At 44.4% G+C, this 18,261-nt stretch carries 18 protein-coding genes, 1 tRNA gene and 1 rRNA gene; 4 read left to right on the top strand and 16 right to left on the bottom strand.

The features are described from left to right. Positions 1-48: 48 nt before the first annotated feature. Both G548_RS0111620 and G548_RS18835 read right to left on the bottom strand, forming a co-directional pair. Entirely contained in the window at positions 49-1,212 is a 1,164-nt protein-coding gene (locus tag G548_RS0111620) for a retron St85 family RNA-directed DNA polymerase (protein WP_022794325.1), read from the bottom strand. 270 nt (positions 1,213-1,482) lie between these two features. Beyond that, positions 1,483-2,412: a retron St85 family effector protein gene (locus G548_RS18835; protein ID WP_022794324.1), complete on the bottom strand. Its 930-nt coding sequence runs from the start codon at positions 2,410-2,412 to the stop codon at positions 1,483-1,485. A gap of 508 nt (positions 2,413-2,920) precedes the next feature. Between G548_RS18835 and G548_RS0111610 the strand changes: the two genes are divergently transcribed. Further along, on the top strand, positions 2,921-4,069 hold the full coding sequence (locus G548_RS0111610; protein ID WP_022794323.1) for a hypothetical protein: 1,149 nt from the start codon (positions 2,921-2,923) through the stop codon (positions 4,067-4,069). Positions 4,070-4,372: 303 nt separating this feature from the next. Here G548_RS0111610 and G548_RS0111605 read toward each other — a convergent pair whose 3' ends face one another. The 3 genes from G548_RS0111605 to groES form a co-directional block, all read right to left on the bottom strand. Beyond that, positions 4,373-5,281: a tyrosine-type recombinase/integrase gene (locus tag G548_RS0111605; RefSeq protein WP_051143869.1), complete on the bottom strand. Its 909-nt coding sequence runs from the start codon at positions 5,279-5,281 to the stop codon at positions 4,373-4,375. A 126-nt stretch (positions 5,282-5,407) separates the two neighbouring features. After that, on the bottom strand, positions 5,408-7,051 hold the full coding sequence (gene groL / locus G548_RS0111600) for a chaperonin GroEL (protein ID WP_022794321.1): 1,644 nt from the start codon (positions 7,049-7,051) through the stop codon (positions 5,408-5,410). Between the two features lie 44 nt (positions 7,052-7,095). After that, the gene (gene groES / locus G548_RS0111595) at positions 7,096-7,380 is read right to left on the bottom strand and encodes a co-chaperone GroES (protein ID WP_022794320.1); all 285 of its coding nucleotides are present in this window, start codon (positions 7,378-7,380) and stop codon (positions 7,096-7,098) included. 348 nt (positions 7,381-7,728) lie between these two features. Here groES and G548_RS0111585 point away from each other — a divergent pair, with 348 nt between their 5' ends. Together G548_RS0111585 and G548_RS18040 are read left to right on the top strand one after the other, a co-directional pair. Next, a complete protein-coding gene (locus G548_RS0111585; RefSeq protein WP_022794319.1) occupies positions 7,729-8,454 on the top strand; it encodes a CPBP family intramembrane glutamic endopeptidase in 726 nt (241 codons plus the stop codon). Between the two features lies 1 nt (position 8,455). After that, entirely contained in the window at positions 8,456-8,644 is a 189-nt protein-coding gene (locus tag G548_RS18040) for a DUF4305 domain-containing protein (protein ID WP_022794318.1), read from the top strand. A 68-nt stretch (positions 8,645-8,712) separates the two neighbouring features. On the opposite strand, the gene G548_RS0111575 is transcribed toward G548_RS18040, so the two are convergent. Beyond that, positions 8,713-9,360, bottom strand: a complete 648-nt coding sequence (locus G548_RS0111575) for a redox-sensing transcriptional repressor Rex (protein WP_022794317.1) — start codon at positions 9,358-9,360, stop codon at positions 8,713-8,715. A gap of 170 nt (positions 9,361-9,530) precedes the next feature. Here G548_RS0111575 and G548_RS0111570 point away from each other — a divergent pair, with 170 nt between their 5' ends. After that, a complete protein-coding gene (locus tag G548_RS0111570; protein ID WP_022794316.1) occupies positions 9,531-11,471 on the top strand; it encodes an ABC-F family ATP-binding cassette domain-containing protein in 1,941 nt (646 codons plus the stop codon). A gap of 45 nt (positions 11,472-11,516) precedes the next feature. Here the strand turns inward: G548_RS0111570 and tsaD are convergent, their stop codons facing one another. The 10 genes from tsaD to pxpB all read right to left on the bottom strand — a co-directional run bounded on the left by tsaD (position 11,517) and on the right by pxpB (position 18,105). Beyond that, positions 11,517-12,536 carry a tRNA (adenosine(37)-N6)-threonylcarbamoyltransferase complex transferase subunit TsaD gene (gene tsaD, locus G548_RS0111565; protein ID WP_022794315.1) on the bottom strand — a complete coding sequence of 340 codons (1,020 nt, stop codon included), beginning with the start codon at positions 12,534-12,536 and terminating at the stop codon, positions 11,517-11,519. Further along, a complete protein-coding gene (rimI, locus tag G548_RS0111560) occupies positions 12,523-12,984 on the bottom strand; it encodes a ribosomal protein S18-alanine N-acetyltransferase (protein ID WP_022794314.1) in 462 nt (153 codons plus the stop codon). Before rimI ends, tsaD begins: the two co-directional genes overlap by 14 nt. Continuing rightward, complete coding sequence (gene tsaB, locus G548_RS0111555; RefSeq protein WP_022794313.1) at positions 12,981-13,694, bottom strand: tRNA (adenosine(37)-N6)-threonylcarbamoyltransferase complex dimerization subunit type 1 TsaB; 714 nt, start codon at positions 13,692-13,694, stop codon at positions 12,981-12,983. The genes rimI and tsaB overlap by 4 nt, the downstream gene beginning before the upstream one ends. Next, positions 13,672-14,145, bottom strand: a complete 474-nt coding sequence (tsaE, locus tag G548_RS0111550; RefSeq protein WP_022794312.1) for a tRNA (adenosine(37)-N6)-threonylcarbamoyltransferase complex ATPase subunit type 1 TsaE — start codon at positions 14,143-14,145, stop codon at positions 13,672-13,674. Before tsaE ends, tsaB begins: the two co-directional genes overlap by 23 nt. 22 nt (positions 14,146-14,167) lie before the next feature. Then, entirely contained in the window at positions 14,168-15,160 is a 993-nt protein-coding gene (gene thiL / locus G548_RS0111545) for a thiamine-phosphate kinase (protein WP_022794311.1), read from the bottom strand. A 211-nt stretch (positions 15,161-15,371) separates the two neighbouring features. Continuing rightward, a tRNA-Met gene (locus G548_RS0111540) sits at positions 15,372-15,448 on the bottom strand. Between the two features lie 10 nt (positions 15,449-15,458). Then, positions 15,459-15,575, bottom strand: a 5S ribosomal RNA gene (gene rrf, locus G548_RS0111535). Between the two features lie 78 nt (positions 15,576-15,653). Then, on the bottom strand, positions 15,654-16,625 hold the full coding sequence (locus tag G548_RS0111530; RefSeq protein ID WP_022794310.1) for a 5-oxoprolinase subunit C family protein: 972 nt from the start codon (positions 16,623-16,625) through the stop codon (positions 15,654-15,656). Beyond that, the gene (locus G548_RS0111525; protein ID WP_022794309.1) at positions 16,622-17,386 is read right to left on the bottom strand and encodes a 5-oxoprolinase subunit PxpA; all 765 of its coding nucleotides are present in this window, start codon (positions 17,384-17,386) and stop codon (positions 16,622-16,624) included. The genes G548_RS0111530 and G548_RS0111525 overlap by 4 nt, the downstream gene beginning before the upstream one ends. Further along, a complete protein-coding gene (gene pxpB / locus G548_RS0111520; RefSeq protein ID WP_022794308.1) occupies positions 17,383-18,105 on the bottom strand; it encodes a 5-oxoprolinase subunit PxpB in 723 nt (240 codons plus the stop codon). Before pxpB ends, G548_RS0111525 begins: the two co-directional genes overlap by 4 nt. Positions 18,106-18,261 lie beyond the last annotated feature (156 nt).

Here is an 18,261-nt window from a genome sequence, read left to right as displayed (position 1 = left end):
AAGGCTGTTCCCAAATTAGAACAGCCAATACCCAATTTATATTCATTCCTAAAACAAATCTTCTGGTTTACCTGTATTTTTTGGTAAAGGTTTCTCCCCTATTGTAAGTAACGATAATTCATGTTTGATTTCTTTAACACTGAAATTATGCTTATTTAAAAACTTTTTTCTTTCTTTTAAAATATCTACATAATCTTTAAATTGCTCCCCTATGTAATCCTCTATGTCTGATTCATCTAAATTTTCCGGGGGTTCTTCAATAAAATCTTCATATTCCATTTTCTCTAAATCTTTTAAAAGTTTATTACGATTACTATTATAACAGTCAACTACTTGATGGAAACTTTTATATTCTTTGTTAATCAATTTATGGATATATTCAATAATTTTTTTATAATAACCATTTTCTATAGAATCAATATAAGATATGTACCCTTTTATTTTATTACTTTGACTATAATCTCCGGATACTATAGCTTTATGAATCATTGCTCTAACTTTCTTTTTTAAACTTTTATCTGCCTTCAATTTATTTTTACTATCAACGGTTATACCTGTAATCTTTTTGTGCGAAACAGGAGACAAGAATCTAGTCTTATCAGAATTTATTTGATAACCTTCACTATTGATTATTTTTTGAACAACTTTAAAAATCTTTTTTAAATCATTTTTATTATTACAGGAGAACGTTAAATCATCAGCGTATCTAGTATATAAAATGCCTCTTTTTCCACACAATCCTTTTAATCTTCGATCTAACTTATAACAAATCAAATTAGAAAGATAAGGAGAGGTGACTGCTCCTTGAGGTAATACATCTTTATAAGTACAAAGATTAGATAAAGTGTTTGAGACTTTATTATCGTAACCAATATTCTTAAATATATAGAAAACTTGCTTTTTAGTAATTGATGGAAAGAAATTTTCTAAGTCTATTTGTAGTAAATACAAGCTATATTTATGATGTTCCGCATTATCTTTGGGCCCATTTACATTTTTTTTAAATGCTAAAGCTTCATTTGAAGTTTCAATTTTATAAAGTATTTCTTCTAGAATCCACCTTTGAGTCAATTTTAAAGAAAACTTTGGTTTAGAAATGTTTCTATAAGATCCATTCTTTTTTAGTAATTGAAAAGAACTATAAAATTGATCTTGTTGTTTAATCATTAAATACAAAATTTTCTTGCTAACGCCGATATAATTAGACAGCATTTCAAAATCTTTTATTACAGGCATTTTAAGCGAATTTAATAAGAATGTATTTGCAAAATCATTTTCATTTTTTGAAATATAGCATCCCTCACCCTAAAAAACTTTTTGGCAATTATGCGTTAATTTTTACGATAGTGAAAGTATAACGCATAAATGTGAAAATCAATAGTAACTTTAAACAAAGGGTAGACGAACCGTCCCCCATGATTCGATATCTTAAAGAATGTGCACGCTTATCCGATACCAATCATAATGACTGAGGGATGCTACTTAAGTATAAAACTTGTTTTCCATAATTTCAAATCTGATGCGGTCGTAGAAGCGAGTTCTATTTGATATATTAAGGTTTTTTAACAAACTATTTGTGCTATTAAAGCCACTTTCAGTTAAAGAATAAAATGATTCTTTACTGTCTTTATTGTTTAAATCATCTGATTTATTATCTTTAACATATTTATTTAAGTGTTTTTCTTTATAAAGTAACTTTAAACCAGAATTAAAAACTGTGTCAAAATCATGCAAGCTATGTCCTAATTCCATGTATACGTATTTTATATAATCAGTTAATTGATCTACGGACATATCTTTAAAAAAATACAATAACAATGGTATAAAATTATTTAACCCCATCATAGTGTTTACGGAATTATTTTTCGGTACCTTTTTTTCTGTAAAATCACTTTTTTTACTATGACGAAATGCTTTTAATAAATGGTTATATAACTTTTCCAAATCATTTTCATTATAATAAATGACCTTATCTTTCCTTCTTTTTTCCAAAAGTTTAACTGGCCCTAACATTATAAAACTTTTATCTTTTTTTCTTTTTTCTTCTATCACAGCTATTACTTTGTCGAAAGTTTGATCATTGTTCGTAAAGGCACCTAATTCTACTAATGAACCTGGACTTTCACATACAATACAAATTAAATCACTATTTTCTGCTAAGAATTTTTCTAGTGTGAGGAGATTATGTTCTTTATTCATATTCAACATATCAATAAACAAGTCTTCTGGATATAAGAATCTAACATATTTATAATCTTTCATCGCATCTCTAATACCATCCCGCAGTGAACCAAATTTTGAATCGCTTGCGGCACCACATAAAAAAACATCAACATATGTTTTATTAATTTTCGAAAATACTTCATTGTGTATTTTTAACAACGTATTTTTAGTATTCATGTCTAAAGCCAATAATAAATTCATCCCTTTCTATAGATAATTACACTCTACAAAGATTTTTTAGTTTGAAGTATTTTGTATTTCGCTGCCAATTCGCTTGTAACCTATAATCATAATTATTACGTGTTTATATATCTTTCTATTTATTATAACTTTTTATAGTAACAGTGTAATGGTGATTTTTTATAGTTGGCGCTTATTAAAAATATGGATTTCACTATAATTTTTTGAATTACTGTTTAAGTGTACTTTATCGGTAATAAAAAATTTCTTTTCTAAAATCCTTTTTTTACTTATACTTAAAGTGCCAACTTGCTAGCGCAAGTTCTTCTTTTGTAGAAGCGATTAACAAAAATCACTTCGCTTCGCTACATGATTTTCGTCAATCGTTGCGACACAAAAGAAGCAAAAAGTCGCTGTCCTTAACTTGGGAAAATAAACAAAGGATAGAAAATCGGTTACCATATATTTTTTTCTTTAATTCAACCGATTTTCTATCCTTTAATCATGAGGTGATTAAATGCCTGAAAGCCTTTTAACTACGTATGAAGTTGTGCAATTATATGGAACACCAAAATGTAAAGCTTACTATGAAAAACATAAAAAATTAGGAGGGCACAAAGAAAAATTACATCATACACTTAATGAAATTTACGAAGATTGGGAAATTATAAAAGTGAAGAATAAAAGAATGTATAAGTTAATTATTGAAAGAGAAGTACCATTGAAAAGAATTGATAAAAGGAGTTTTAACGGTAAAAAACAAATTCCTTATGAAGAAATAACGAAAAATTTGATATTAAATTATGTTTTAAGTGACAAAATGAAGTATACTACTATCACTACTCCTTTATTAGCTTATGAATTAGGTTTAATGTCTTCTATTTTGTTTTATGCAAGCAAAAAGCACACTAATTTATCTAAACAAGAGTATTACGAACAATTAGAAGATCAATACAAGGTTGGCTACACAATGTTTTGGCACATTGTTTCTAAAGAATCAAAGCGTTTAAAGAATCATTTGGTCAGTATACTAAAAAGAATGAATGGTAACGAAATAACGCACATGAGCGTAACCAACGGAGTAAAACTTGAAAAAGGAAAAGAAGTTCATGATATTATTGATCCTTTTAAGGCAGCCACACTTAATAATAAATTAAAACAACTTAAAAATGCTCATTTTGTTTCTTCATTTGAAATAATTTCAAAACCCAACATGCCAAAAGTAAAAGATTACAAGGAACAAGAAAACCGATTGTTAAAAAGTAAAGGTTATGAATATATTTATCCTACAAATTTAATTACACTACTTAAACCAAAAAATGAAATCGAAAAATTTGATTCGCAATTACTACTCAAAGATTTTTTTATAGTCTATTTAGATAACTCCTATAAACTTGCCCAAAATATTCAAAATTCATTCTTTACTGACCCTTACAAAAAGAAAGATAATAGTGAAAAATTATTAGAAATTCTAGGCGGGCGCCCCAAACCAGCCCATGCTATATTCGTTGGTACAGAATATGAATATATTTTAGAGAACAGCATGGAGAGATTAATTTTCGATGATATTATTCAAGCCAAATTTTCTAATATATACCCTTCTGAATATTTAGCAGCGTTAAAAATTATTCAAGAAGTCCAAGATACAGATGAAGAGGAAGAATAAAAATTATAGAATTTCGATCCATTTTTTATCATTTCTTACTAAAACTACTGTTTATTTAGCATATTTGTTTAGTTTTCATACGGTAAATAAAATTAACAGCTTTTTTGAGTAGGAGACTTTTGAATATAAAATGCTTATTTTATTGATTAATTTTTAGAAGCGGTTGCGTGGGTAATACAGCACATCCACATTTTCTCCTTGTAGCTAATCGTAATGGTGATAAACATGCCCCACTCATAATAAAAAAGGGAGAAGCTTAATAATTATTTAACATCCTCCCTTTTTTATTTGCATTTTAAAAGATTAGATTTCCATTTTATTTAAAGGGTTATATTTATCGTTTTGTTCCTTTAAATCGTTACCCCACATCGCAACGTAACGCATAGTTACTGCAATATTTTCATGTCTCATCATTTTTTGAATAGCAAAGGCGGACATTCCGCTTAAAGCCATTCTATGACAAAAAGTGTGCCTAAATGTATGAGGAGAAACTCTTACATCTTTAAAATTCATCTTCTTCTGCAAATTTTGAAACAGTAACATAATAGAGTTTTCAGTCATCTGCTTATTATTTCTATTAACAAAAACATAATCAGCTATAGCTCCGAAGTGTCTCTCACAAAATAAATAATATGAAGAAAGTTCTTTGCTCAATTTTTCTGTTATTAAGATTGTTTCTTTACGCCTTGTTTTTCCAAATACTTGTATATTTAAATTTGCTAAGTCTACATCTTCCCACTTTAAATTTATTATTTCTCCTCTTCTCATTCCTGTCCCTAGAAGCAATACAATCAACATGTATCCTCTATAAGCAAAATAACTTTGCTCACGTCTTTTTAAGCTTCGATAGTAACCTAGCATCTGTTTAACCTGCTCGTCTGAAAACACGTTAATCCTAACTTCATCTTTAACGTACTTAATTCTCTTTGCTGGACTTTCTTTAATAATTTCCTCTTCTACCATGTAGTTTAAGAAAGCCCTGATTCTTTGTAGTTTAGTGTTTAGTGTTCCGGGCTTATTCCCTTTGTGTTGGCAAGCAACTAAAAATGACTTTACGTGATAGCTTGTTATCTCTTCTACATTGATCACTTCATGCTCTAGACAATGAGTTATGAAACCTCCTAACAAGGTTTTATAATTTAAGATATTAACATCCGTAGTATTTCTATACTTTCTTTCTTCTATAAACTCCTGAAAAGCAAACTTTAACAACAAAGAGACTACCTCCTTAAATTTTTAGGAAGTAGTCTCTAATCAATAAATTAATTGTATTTTAAACAGCTTCTGGGGATCGGCTAGGCAATCCACATGATTTCAAAGGTTAGAAATACCCTTCTATTACATCATGCCGCCCATTCCGCCCATGCCACCCATGTCTGGCATGCCGCCGCCGGAACCGCCGTTCTCTTCTGGGATATCGGCGATAACTGCTTCGGTTGTCAGGAACATGGAGGATACGGACGATGCGTTTTGCAGCGCGGAGCGGGTAACTTTTGTAGGATCGACAATGCCTGCTTCGATCATGTTCACCCATTCGCCGGTCGCTGCGTTGTAGCCATGTCCGACTGCTTCTGTTTTCAGGCGCTCAACGATAACGGAGCCTTCAAGGCCTGCGTTATGCGCAATCTGACGGAGTGGTTCTTCGAGGGCACGGAGAACGATTTTCACGCCGGTTGCTTCGTCGCCTGTAGTGTTGTTCATTTCTTCTTCTACTTTTTTGTAGACGTTCATCAGTGCGGTACCGCCGCCGGAGACAATGCCTTCTTCTACTGCTGCGCGTGTAGAGCTGAGGGCGTCTTCGATGCGGAGCTTACGCTCTTTCATTTCCGTTTCAGAAGCTGCGCCGACTTTAACAACGGCTACGCCGCCGGCAAGCTTCGCGAGGCGCTCCTGAAGTTTTTCACGGTCAAATTCGGAAGTCGTTTCTTCCATCTGCGTACGGAGCTGCGTTACACGGGCACCGATTGTCTGTGGATCGCCGCTTCCTTCTACGATCGTGGTGTTGTCTTTATCGATCGTGATTTTGTTGGCATGACCAAGCTGATCGATCGTTGCAGTTTTCAGATCAAGACCTACGTCTTCTGTAATGACCGTACCACCGGTAAGTGTAGCGATGTCTTCAAGCATTGCTTTACGACGGTCGCCAAAGCCTGGTGCTTTCACTGCTACTGCGTTGAATGTGCCGCGCAGCTTGTTAACTACGAGCGTTGCCAGCGCTTCGCCTTCCACATCTTCTGCGATGATGAGGATAGGACGGTTCTGCTGTACAACCTGTTCAAGCAGCGGAAGTACTTCCTGGATGTTTGTGAGCTTTTTGTCCGTAATCAAGATGTACGGATTGTCGAGCTCTGCAGTCATGGATTCATTGTCGGAAACCATGTACGGGGAAGCATAGCCGCGGTCAAACTGCATACCTTCCACAACTTCAAGCTCTGTTTCAAGGCCGCGGGATTCTTCAACTGTGATAACGCCGTCGTTTCCTACGCGCTCCATCGCTTCTGCAATGATCTGGCCGATTTCTTCAGAGCCTGCGGAAATAGCACCGACCTGCGTGATGGATTCTTTGCCTTCAATTGGCTTGCTGACGTTACGGAGTTCCTCGACCGCTACCTTGGTCGCGTTCTCCATACCGCGGCGGATACCCATTGGGTTCGCACCGGACGTAACGTTTTTCAGGCCTTCCTGAATCATTGCCTGGGCGAGCACGGTTGCTGTAGTCGTACCGTCACCGGCAATGTCATTCGTTTTGCTGGCAACTTCGGATACAAGCTGCGCACCCATATTTTCAAAGTTATCTTCGAGTTCGATTTCTTTGGCGATGGTTACACCGTCATTGGTGATAAGCGGGGAACCGAACTTTTTCTCCAAAACAACGTTACGGCCTTTCGGTCCAAGCGTTACTTTTACAGCGTTTGCCAGTTCGTCCACACCGCGGAGCATCGCGCGGCGGCCATTTTCACTAAACTTAATATCTTTAGCCATGATGAAATCCTCCTAATGAAATATTGATTTCGAAATGAAGCTGATTACTGAACTACCGCGAGGATGTCGCTTTCGCGAACGATCAAATATTCTTTGCCGTCGTATTTTACTTCTGTGCCTGCAAACTTCGAATAAACGACGATATCGCCTTCGCTTACTTCCGGCGTTACGCGTTCACCGTTGTCTTTTAAAGCTCCGGAACCAACAGCCACCACGCGTCCTTCCTGTGGTTTCTCCTGGGCGGAGTCCGGCAGCACAATACCGCCAGCAGTTTTTTCTTCTGATTCCACTTGTTCGAGTACGAGTCGATCACCTAAAGGCTTTAACAAGGAAAACAACCTCCTTAGAATATTTTCATCGTCCGTTATATGTAACGGAAACGACAGTAACACCATTTTGTTAGCACTCATTAAACCCGAGTGCTAAACCCAATTATTATATTAATCAACCTGGGCTTTGTTTGCAAGAGGGAACCGAAAATTTTTTCTGTCTTTTCCCACTCCGGTGCTTGATGGCACCTGCATTCACATTCCCTGCTGCTCTCTTTGTTAACCTTCTATTTGAAAATTGTCATAAATTCGCAGTTGCTCTCTTTATTATTCCTGCAGAGACCTGTGATACAATTAGAGCGTTCGAAACTGGATTTAACCGAGAGAGATTAGGAGTGATTTCCTTCCATGGCCGCACGTTACTGGAGCATTGTTATTATTTATGTACTTATGCAGCTGTCCGGCATCGTTGCCGTCCCGGCCCTCGTGGCCATAGGCAGCTTTGATTCCGCGCAGCAGGCTTCGTACTTCTGGATTTTTGCGAGCTTTATCGTCGCTTTGATTGTTATTTTGATCCTGCTGATTCCTGAACGGGGCCAGCGGCTGGCATTTAATAAACCAAAAATGCCATGGCCCAATTCCATCGCCTGGATTTTTATCGGCTTTGCCCTTGCCTACGCCGGCCAGATCGTTGCCGGTTTGATCGAACAGAACCTGCTCGGCATTGATTCCGCGTCCGAAAATACGGCGCAGATCATTGAGCTCGTTAACAGCATGCCGGCCTTTGTCATTATCGTAGCTGTGATCGGCCCGATTCTCGAAGAGCTCGTGTTCCGTAAGGCTATATTCGGCTCGCTGTACAAACGAACGAACTTTTTTATTGCCGCTATTATCAGCTCCCTGATATTTGCTGCCGTGCATTTGGATTTCACCCATCTGCTCGTCTATACCATGATCGGCTTTGTGTTCGCTTATTTGTATGTAAAAACCGGCCGGATCCTCGTGCCGATTATCGTCCACTCCATCATGAACGCCTTTGTGGTCGGTATTCAGGTGTTGTTCCAGGATGAAATTGAACGCATTATGCGTGAAGCCGAGAGCGCGCTTATTCTGCTTGTTCAGGGGTTGATGTAATATGAAAGCTTCTACCGCTGCCCTTTTTTACTTTGTACTGGGCGGAGTGCTGCTGACGTTTACGTACTTTTCCGTCAGCGAGTCCTCCTGGTCGTTCTGGAGCATTCTGCTCGCCGCCTTTGCCGCGTATGATCTCGTAATGGGCTTCAACTATCTGCGCCTCATGTCGGAGCAGAACAAGAAGAAATAGCAAAAGGGACCAGCCGATATTCAGGCGGTCCCTTTTTAATGGGTTAATATACGTTTTTCTCTGGCAGTCTATTCGCTCTCCAGCGGATAATTTTTCAGAAAATACACGAGTGTCTGAAGCTCGATGGCAAGGTCAATATGATGCACGCGCACAGACGCAGGGACCGATAAGCGGGCCGGGGTGAAGTTTAAAATGCCGCTGATGCCTGCCTCCACCAGTTTTTCTCCAGTCGTCTGGGCCGCTGCGGACGGCACCGTGAGCATCGCTACGGAAACGTTATGCTCTTTAAGCTTTTCCGCCAGGTCATCGGGGTGATACACCGGCACGTTTCCGATCTGCTCGCCCACCATGTCTTTATTGATATCAAATGCAGCCACAATCCGGGTGTTTTCATTTTTGGAGAAATTGTAACGAAGCAGCGCCTTTCCCAGATTCCCGACGCCAAGAAGCACGACGTCTGTCGCCGCGTCCTGGTCCAGGGTGGTCCGGAAAAACGACAGCAGGTACTGTACATTGTAGCCATATCCTTTCTTGCCGAGCGCTCCGAAATACGAAAAATCCCGGCGGATCGTTGCTGAATCCACCTTGACCGCCTCACTCAATTCGGTTGAGGAAACACGGGTTTTACCTGTTGCATACAGGCTTTCCAGAAATCGATAATATAGGGGCAGCCGCTTCGCGGTCGCCTGCGGAATTTTTTGCTGGTCTGTATTCATAATTATTTCCACCTAAATGTATTGTCATTGTCTGTAGACAGTATAGCATGTGTCCCCATGAAAACGTACCGAAACGCTTACCTGCGGCGAGACTGATCCTATTTCGCGTTTCGCCGAAAAGTACGATACACTGATATTATCAGAGTTGTTATTAAAGGAGCTATATAAATATGATTTTACTTCAATGTTCGGGCGTCACCAAGTCTTTTGGGGCAGAAACCGTACTTGATCAAATAAAACTCGAAGTAAAGGAAGGCGAACGGGTGGCACTGGTCGGCAAAAACGGGGCCGGCAAATCCACCCTCCTGAAAATTCTTGCCGGGGAGTCCTCGTATGATGAGGGCTCCATCACGATGCCAAAGGGCACGACGTTCGGATATCTTGAGCAGCACACCGGTTTAAACAGTGATAAAACCATGTGGGATGAAATGCTCGAGGTTTTTGCCCATCTGCAAAAAGCTGAAGCCGAGCTGCGCCGCATGGAAGCAAAAATGTCCGAGCCCGGTATTATTGACGACGCCAGTGCCTACGAAAAGCTGATGGCCGACTACGACCAGCGCCAGCAGGAATTCGAAGCCCGCGGCGGCTACCGCTACGAGTCCGATATCCGTACGGTACTGGCCGGCCTCGGCTTTGGCAGCTTCTCTCCCGACACCCCGGTGCAGTCGCTAAGCGGCGGCCAGAAGACCCGCCTTGCCCTTGGCAAGCTGCTGCTGTCCCGGCCCGATCTCTTGGTTCTTGACGAGCCGACCAACCATCTCGATATGGATACCCTCCGCTGGCTCGAGCAGTATTTAAGCAGCTATCCGGGCGCTGTCCTGATCGTTTCCCACGACCGGTATTTTCTGGACCAGATCGTGACGAAGATTTATGAAATCATTCATAAAAAAGCACGCTTGTTCTACGGCAACTACAGTGCGTTTCAGGAAAAACGGGCGGAGCTGTTTGAACAGGAAATGCAGGCCTATGAAAAGCAGCAGAAGGAAATTGCCGAGCTTGAAGACTTTGTGCAGAAAAACATTGTGCGCGCGTCTACGACAAAACGGGCCCAGAGCCGTCGCAAAAAGCTCGAAAAAATGGACAAGCTCGATAAACCGCAGCGGGACGGCAAATCTGCCTCCCTGCGCTTCGATATTGAGCGCCAGAGCGGCAACGATGTTCTAAAGGCAGAGGAGCTCACCTTCCGTTTTGACGACAAAGCACCTGTGTTTGAGCGCTTGAATGTACGGGCCCAGCGCGGCGAAAGCATCGCGCTGATCGGACCGAACGGAACGGGCAAAAGTACCTTTTTAAAAACCATTAAAGGAGACCTTGAACCGAATGAAGGAGATATTCGGCTCGGAAGTAAAGTAGACCTTGGCTATTACGATCAGCAGCAGGCGGAATTAAATTCGGGCAAAACCGTCCTGCAGGAGCTGTGGGATGAATATCCGCTCGAAAACGAAAAAGACATCCGCACCGTACTCGGCCAGTTTTTATTTACCGGCGAGGACGTACTGAAGCAGGTGTCCGATTTAAGCGGCGGCGAGAAAGCACGCCTCTCCCTCGCCAAAATGATGATGCAGAAGTCGAATTTCCTGCTGCTCGACGAGCCGACGAACCACCTTGATCTCGACAGCAAGGAAGTACTCGAAGACGCTCTGATTGATTACCCAGGAACAATTCTGTTCGTTTCCCACGACCGCTACTTTCTGAACCGGATCGCGACCCGCATTCTCGAAATGGGGGGCGGCGACGTCCGCAACTACATCGGGGATTATGATTATTATTTGTTCAAAAAGGAAGAAGAACGGGAAAAAGCGGCGCTCCAGGCAGAGCGTGAAGAGCCGAAGCCTGAAGATGCCGGTGCAGCTAAATCCTCGTTTGCTGACGATAAAGCAGCCAAGCGCGAAGCCCGCAAGCGGCAGCGCCGCATCGAGCAGATTGAACAGGATATTGAAGCCAAAGAACAGCTCGTCGAGGAACAGGAAGCAGCTCTTTTTGAGCCCGACGTATACGAAAACCACGAAAAAGCCGCAGGCTACCAGTCGTCGATCAACGAGCTGAGAAGCGAGCTTGACCAGCTGATGGAGGAATGGGAAGAGCTGCAGCTCGAAGAATCCAGCTCCTAGTTACAGTAAAACCCGTACTCTCTGCAGAAGAGAGCACGGGTTTTGTTACGTATGAAGTGGCAGGCCGGGCACGCCGTTTAAATCCATCCCGGAAAAATCCCCGTTTTTCCAGTTGATATAGGCGGCAGCTCCAATCATGGCTGCATTATCGGTACATAAATGAAGCGGCGGAATCTGCAGCTTGATGCCGCTGTCTTTGAATTTCTCCTCCATCGCAGCCCGAAGGCCGCTGTTAGCGGCCACGCCACCGACTACCATTACCTGCTTTACTCCGCAGGCTTCTGCCGCCCGGGCTGTTTTTTCCGTCAGTACGGTAATGACACTCTGCTGAAAGCTTGCCGCAACGTCCTCCGGAGCTAATACCTCCCCGCGCTGGCGGGCGTTGTGGAGCGTGTTCATAACGGCAGATTTTAAGCCGCTGAAGCTGAAATCATACGACCCTTCCTCGAGCCAGGCAACGGGAAGTGGTACATCCGGCACTCCGGTTTTAGCCAGCTTATCGAGCTCCGGGCCGCCGGGATACGGGAGGTTAAGAGTACGCGCGACTTTGTCATACGCCTCTCCCACGGCATCATCTCTCGTCTGGCCGAGCAGCTCATACCTTCCTTCTTCTTCAATCAGCACAAGCTCCGTATGGCCGCCGGACACGACAAGCGCAAGAGCGGGATACTCCCACTCCGCCTCGAGCCGGGTTGCCTGAATATGGCCCGCAATATGGTGGACGCCAATCAGCGGCAACCCCTTCGCATAGGCCGTCGCCTTCGCAGCATTTACCCCGACAAGAAGCGCTCCCACAAGTCCCGGGCCTTCCGTTACCGCCACGGCGGATAAATCAGAGAACGTGCTTCCTGCTTCCTCGAGCGCCTGCTCCATTACCTGGGTGATGGATTCTGCGTGATGTCTCGAAGCAACCTCCGGCACAACGCCGCCAAAGCGTTTATGACTTTTCATCTGGGAGAGGACAACGTTAGACCGGATCTCGGTGCCGTTTCTGATCACTGCAGCAGCCGTTTCATCACAGCTCGTTTCCACAGCTAGAATATCTATTAATTCATGCTCGTTCATTCATATTCACCCACATTACTATCGCATTTTCATTATTGTCCATGTAATAATTTTTCCGGACACCGCCAGGCACAAAACCGAATTTATCGTACAGGTTCCGTGCCGTTTCATTGGTTTCACGCACTTCGAGCGTCATCGTCCGGGCCCCGTAGGTGTAGGCAACTTCCATTAAATTGGCCAGCAGCTCCTGTCCGATTTTCCGTCCGCGGTAGCGTGAATGCACCGCAATATTGGTTACATGCGCCTCGTCAATAACAATCCATACCCCGCAGTAGCCGACAATTCTGCCTCCGACTTCCGCTACTAGATAATGGGCAAACTGGTTGTTGTATATTTCATTTTCAAACGCACGCCGGCTCCATGGCATTGAAAAGGCATTATGCTCTACCTCCATCACGTTGTCGATATCGTCGGCGCTCATCATACGAATTAGTATTTCTGCTTTCATTCGGATCTCCCGCTTTGGGCTTTCTGCCAATTTTTTTCTGCTTCCGCAAGCTGGGCATATTCCGGTACTACCTCATGCGCCTCCCGTGCTGTGCCGGTAGTTCGGGCCACACGAATTATTTCCGCTGGACGAATCGTCTGCCCCATCCAGTCCGCAAAAACCGCCCGGCTGCCGAGCTGTTCCTGGATCAGCTCCTGCCGGGTCTTTGTATCCTCGCCGACAAACAGAATTTGTTCCTGCGTCTGCGCGAGCCCCTCGAGCCATTCCGGAAGCAGAATGATCTGGTCTTTCTTCTGGCGTACTACTGTATTTTCTCCCGTACTTCCGGAAAAAGCTGCCGTGTAGACCTGATTTCTCCGCGCATCAATCAGGGGAGAAACAAGGCCCGGAAACCCAAGGCCGTTTTGGGCAAATACCTGAAGCGTCGATACAGGGTAGAGTGGGATGTTTAAGGCCCAGGCCATCGATTTAGCCGTCGTTACTCCAATGCGAACGCCGGTATAAGAGCCCGGTCCGGTCGTTACTGCTATCGCCTCCAGGTCGTCCGGGACGACCCCGCTTTCTTTCATCAGTGATTGTACCGCCGGCATCAGACGGACGGAATGATTTTTTTTAATATTGGTCGTATATTCCCCGAGGATTTTCTGTTCATCTGCAAGGGCGATACCCAGCACGTGCGTGGACGTGTCAATTGCGAGCATTTTCATCATTGTGCAACTCCTTCATCTTTGCCTTCCACCGCTCGCCAACGGCGGTCAAAGTTAATTGCCTGCTCGTTTCCCCGGTGTATTGAATATCTATTTCCAGACGATCCTCGGGCCATTCTTCGAGACGAACCGGCCATTCCAACAGCGACACGCCGCCTGCCTCAAAGTACTCTTCAATACCGATTTCCTCTGCTTCCTCCTCTGAAAGCCGGTAAAGATCGATATGAAACAAAGGCAGCCGCCCTTCGTATTCTTTAACGATCGTAAAGCTCGGGCTGTTTACCATTGCGGTAACTCCCAGGCCTCTGGCAAAGCCTTTCGCAAAATGTGTTTTCCCTGCTCCGAGACTTCCGAGCAGCCATATTTTTTCATCTGATTCCGCGTTCCGGCCCAAAAGCTCTCCCCACGCCGCCGTTTCCTCCGGAGATGAAGTATCGATGACCCACTCTGTCATAGCGTTTCTTCCTTTCTACTGCTTATGATGAACGGAAATGATTATAGCCGGACTTTTCCAGTCTGGTACGGGAGCCGGTTTCCTGCAGGAAGACTTCACCGTTTCCTTCTGAAACCTTCCCAATCGCGTGTAGCGTAAGTCCGGCTTCCCGGAATTTGCTGCTGAGTTCTTCCCAATCGGAAGAAGCTGCTGTTCCGACCAGTTCAAAATCCTCTCCTCCGTAAAACATATGCTTTTTCATTGTTTGAATCTCCAGCTGCTCCATAGCTTCGTGTACGGGCAGCCCGGAAAAGTCCAGTTCCATCGAAACACCGCTCGCTTCCGCAATCTCACAGCATTCGCTTCCCAGCCCGTCACTTATATCATTTAAAGCAATACGGCCGCCGTACTCCACCAGCAGACGCCCCGCCTCTACCTGGGGCACCGGACGCTGGTGATAGGCAATCAATGCTTTTTCCCGCTCAGAGTAAGCCGCATCCTTTGTCCGTTCGAGCAGAAGCTCAAGTCCGGCTGCCGACATACCGACCGGGCCGGTTAAAAACACAATATCCCCGGGTTTTGCAGAGCTTCGCAGCAGCTGCTGGTTTTCCTCCACTGCCCCGATCACCGTAATACTCACCATTAAATCGCGTCTGGAGGATACCGTGTCTCCGCCAATCATATCCATCTGATAGCGTGCACCCAGTTCATTCATTCCCCGGTACAGTTCGTTTAATTCCTCTTCGGACCAGCCGGGCGTTACCGCAATCGATATCACGTAAAAATGCGGCACACCTCCCATAGCGGCGACGTCGCTAATGTTTGCAGCCAGTGCTTTAAAACCGATGTCAAATGGATTCATCGTATCTTTGCGGAAATGGACGTCTTCAATCATCGTATCCACACAGACAATTTCATTCATCTGCGCAAGCGGCCGGTATACCGCCGCATCATCACCTATCCCTACCTCCAGGCGCTCTTGAAAGGTCTGCGTTGGTTTTCGTTCGTTAATCCAGTCAAATTCATCGTATGGCATAAACTGCTCCTCAATGATCTCTCTTAATAGTCTCCTGCTAGTTTATCGTATTCTTGCAATCGCGTACAGTAAACGAAAAAGCACCTCTTCGCTTTCAGGCAAAAACTACCCTCTGTGCGTGCTGCACAAAGGGTAGTATCATTTCCGGTTTCATTTATTGCATTTTATTTCATAAAAAAAAGCCTTACCGGCTTTTGTGGATTAGTATAATTGGTTGCGGGAGGAGGATTTGAACCTCCGACCTCCGGGTTATGAGCCCGACGAGCTACCAGACTGCTCTATCCCGCGATTTGGAATAGCGCGGCGACGATCTACTTTCACGGGGGGAGAACCCCCGGCTATCATCAACGCTGAAGAGCTTAACTTCCGTGTTCGGCATGGGAACGGGTGGATCCTCTTCGCTGTTGTCACCGCACTATTTATGGTGTCTCTCAACAAGACAATTATCATCTTATCACGCAGAGCACATGAGCACAAGGGGTTTTTAAATATTTTATCGCCATTTTTTATTTTTGACTGCAAAGTACACGTCTTCGAGTGAACGATGCAGCTGCCTGAAAGCAATCTGCGCTTCCTCAAGCGTCACCTGTACAAACATCACAGAAGCATTTGGCTGCAATTGGGCAGCTTTTGACAAATCGGCACTAATGACATTTAACACGCGGGCGTAACCTCCCGTCGTCTGCCGGTCGGCCATTAAAATCATCGGCTGGCCGTCTGATGCCAGTTGAACAGTTCCAAACGCCACACCGTCCGATATAATATCCCCAGTGTGATGAAAAGACACTTCCGGGCCCTCTAGCCGAATACCCATCCGGTCAGCTTCCTGGGTCACCACGTAAGCTTCCCGAAGCAGCCTCGACCCAGCTTCCGCTGTTAATGTATCAAATTCCGGGCCTGCTACTACCCGAAGCGTCTGTTGTTTTTCATAGACCGGGACACTCGCTTTGGGGAGCCGGCGTTCAAAGGGGCGGGGGCCGTCATGCACGGTGCCCCGATACAAGACGTCGCCGCCTTCAAGCTCCCGGCCTTCCATGCCCCCTATGCCAGCTTTTGTGTATGTCGAGCGGCTGCCTAAGACCATTGGCACCTCCAGGCCTCCTGCCACGCAAAGGTAGGCACGTGCTCCGTGTGCCGGCCCTTTAAAGGCCAGCTCATCTCCCACGTAAACTTTTCTCGTTGCCCACATAGGAATCGGTTCTTTATTTACTTGCGGCTGCAAATTTCCACCTGTAACCGCAATAACCGTCTCTTCATGAAATGTAAGGGCCGGTCCCATCAAGGTCAGTTCCAGCCCGGCTGCAGACAGATCGTTGCCGCAGAGAGCATTCCCCATTTGGAGCGCATACATATCCATCGCTCCGGAGGCCGGCACACCGAGGTGCTGATATCCAATCCGGCCTGTGTCCTGGATGGTCGTAAAGAGTCCTGCTTTTTGCACAGTGCACACAGGCGTTTTATTCATATGAATTCCCCCGCTGCCTGCACTGAAGCGCCGTAGTACTCAAGCTGGTCCCTTAAGTGTTGAATAAACTGAACCGCCTGTTCGTTATCCCCGTGCACACATATGGTATCTGCCTCCATGGCTACAGATGTGCCGTCCACTGCTTTAACTGACCCCTTTTGAAGGACATCGAGCACCTGGGCGGCGGCTTCTTCAGGTTTATCGAGGAAGGCGTTCTCCTCTGTTCTTGGAGTCAATGTTCCCTCAGCAGTATACGTACGGTCTGCAAACATTTCCTTTGCCACCTTCAGGCCGGCTTTTTCCCCCGCTGCCTGCAGTTCTGTATGGACAGGAGCAAATAAAAGAAGATCCTCATTAAAATGCTTCACCGCACGAGCCACTCCCTTTGCCGTCGCTGGATCGCGAAGAGCAGCGTTGTATAAAGCCCCGTGCGGCTTTACATGCTGCATCTGGACGTCTTCTGCTTCACAGAAGGCATAGAGAGCCCCTATTTGGTAGAGACAAAGCTGATAAATGTCATCTTCTGCCATTGCTATGTATCTGCGGCCAAACCCTTCTTTATCCCAAAAGCCGGGGTGGGCCCCGATCGCCGTGCCATACTGTTTGGCAAGAGCAACAGTACGCGCCATCACCGCCGAATCTCCCGCGTGCCCACCGCAGGCAACGTTTGCCGACGAAACTAAAGGAAGCACCTTCTGATCCATGCCCAGTGTATAAACGCCGTAGCTTTCCCCCAGGTCACAATTTAAATCAATGCTCACGTCTCCCCCTCCTCTTCTACACGGATGCTGTATTCTCCACGATTGACAGATTTTTCAATTTCAATGTATTCCTTATATTCTACGGGCTCGAACCGGAGCAGATGACCCGGGGTTAAAAGCGCAGGTTCATCATTCGCTGCATTGAACAAAGATACCGGAGTTTTACCGATGATATTCCACCCGCCCGGACTGTCAATCGAATACACTCCTGTCTGAGCGTCAGCTATACCAACTGAGCCCGCTTCCACTTTCGCTCTTGGTGTTTCAAGGCGGGGTGTATGAAGCCGTTCATCAAGCCCGCCGAGGTAAGGAAATCCCGGAGTAAAGCCCAGCATATAAATAAAATAGGAAGAACTACTGTGCAGCTCCACGACTTCGTCTACAGATAGCTCGTTCTCTGATGCAAGACGTTCAATATCCTGTCCAAACGATGCCCCGTAACAAACCGGCAAATAGTACGTGTTCATTGAAGCTTCCGATTCTTCGTCCATACGCAAAAACACATGATGAATGAGGTCGTGAAGATATTCATACTGAACTTGAAGTGGATCATAATATACGGTCAGCGCCCGGTAGCTTGGAACGCACTCCCTTATCCCCGCTGGCTGCTCTTTTTTTAAAGCTTCATACAGCCGGTGTACCTTCCGGTTCACAGAGGGAGAAATCACATTTTCAAATTGCACACTTAAGGCCTGATCCCCGATCGGCACAATATCCATATATAGTTTCTCCCTCCTAATGATTAGTATGTTTATTGTAGCATAGAGAAAAAGGAAAAAAATATAAAAAACCGCCTCCCTCCGAAAAGGGAAACGGTTTAACTCGCCCGGCAGCGATCTACTTTCACGGGGGGAGAACCCCCGGCTATCATCAAC

The sequence above is a fragment of the Marinococcus halotolerans DSM 16375 genome (assembly GCF_000420725.1).
GTDB lineage: Bacteria > Bacillota > Bacilli > Bacillales > Marinococcaceae > Marinococcus > Marinococcus halotolerans.
The sequence above is the reverse complement of the archived record's forward strand: the minus strand, read 5'-3'. Positions and strand labels throughout refer to the sequence as shown.

What these genes read in the sequence shown, in the direction of transcription:
- G548_RS0111620 (WP_022794325.1), bottom strand. Translation starts at nt 1,212, where the DNA reads ATGCTGTCTAATTATATCGGCGTTAGCAAGAAAATTTTGTATTTAATG.
- G548_RS0111610 (WP_022794323.1), top strand. Translation starts at nt 2,921, where the DNA reads ATGCCTGAAAGCCTTTTAACTACGTATGAAGTTGTGCAATTATATGGA.
- groL (WP_022794321.1), bottom strand. Translation starts at nt 7,051, where the DNA reads ATGGCTAAAGATATTAAGTTTAGTGAAAATGGCCGCCGCGCGATGCTC.
- G548_RS0111585 (WP_022794319.1), top strand. Translation starts at nt 7,729, where the DNA reads ATGGCCGCACGTTACTGGAGCATTGTTATTATTTATGTACTTATGCAG.
- G548_RS18040 (WP_022794318.1), top strand. Translation starts at nt 8,456, where the DNA reads ATGAAAGCTTCTACCGCTGCCCTTTTTTACTTTGTACTGGGCGGAGTG.
- G548_RS0111575 (WP_022794317.1), bottom strand. Translation starts at nt 9,360, where the DNA reads ATGAATACAGACCAGCAAAAAATTCCGCAGGCGACCGCGAAGCGGCTG.
- G548_RS0111570 (WP_022794316.1), top strand. Translation starts at nt 9,531, where the DNA reads ATGATTTTACTTCAATGTTCGGGCGTCACCAAGTCTTTTGGGGCAGAA.
- tsaD (WP_022794315.1), bottom strand. Translation starts at nt 12,536, where the DNA reads ATGAACGAGCATGAATTAATAGATATTCTAGCTGTGGAAACGAGCTGT.
- rimI (WP_022794314.1), bottom strand. Translation starts at nt 12,984, where the DNA reads ATGAAAGCAGAAATACTAATTCGTATGATGAGCGCCGACGATATCGAC.
- tsaB (WP_022794313.1), bottom strand. Translation starts at nt 13,694, where the DNA reads ATGATGAAAATGCTCGCAATTGACACGTCCACGCACGTGCTGGGTATC.
- tsaE (WP_022794312.1), bottom strand. Translation starts at nt 14,145, where the DNA reads ATGACAGAGTGGGTCATCGATACTTCATCTCCGGAGGAAACGGCGGCG.
- thiL (WP_022794311.1), bottom strand. Translation starts at nt 15,160, where the DNA reads ATGCCATACGATGAATTTGACTGGATTAACGAACGAAAACCAACGCAG.
- G548_RS0111530 (WP_022794310.1), bottom strand. Translation starts at nt 16,625, where the DNA reads ATGAATAAAACGCCTGTGTGCACTGTGCAAAAAGCAGGACTCTTTACG.
- pxpB (WP_022794308.1), bottom strand. Translation starts at nt 18,105, where the DNA reads ATGGATATTGTGCCGATCGGGGATCAGGCCTTAAGTGTGCAATTTGAA.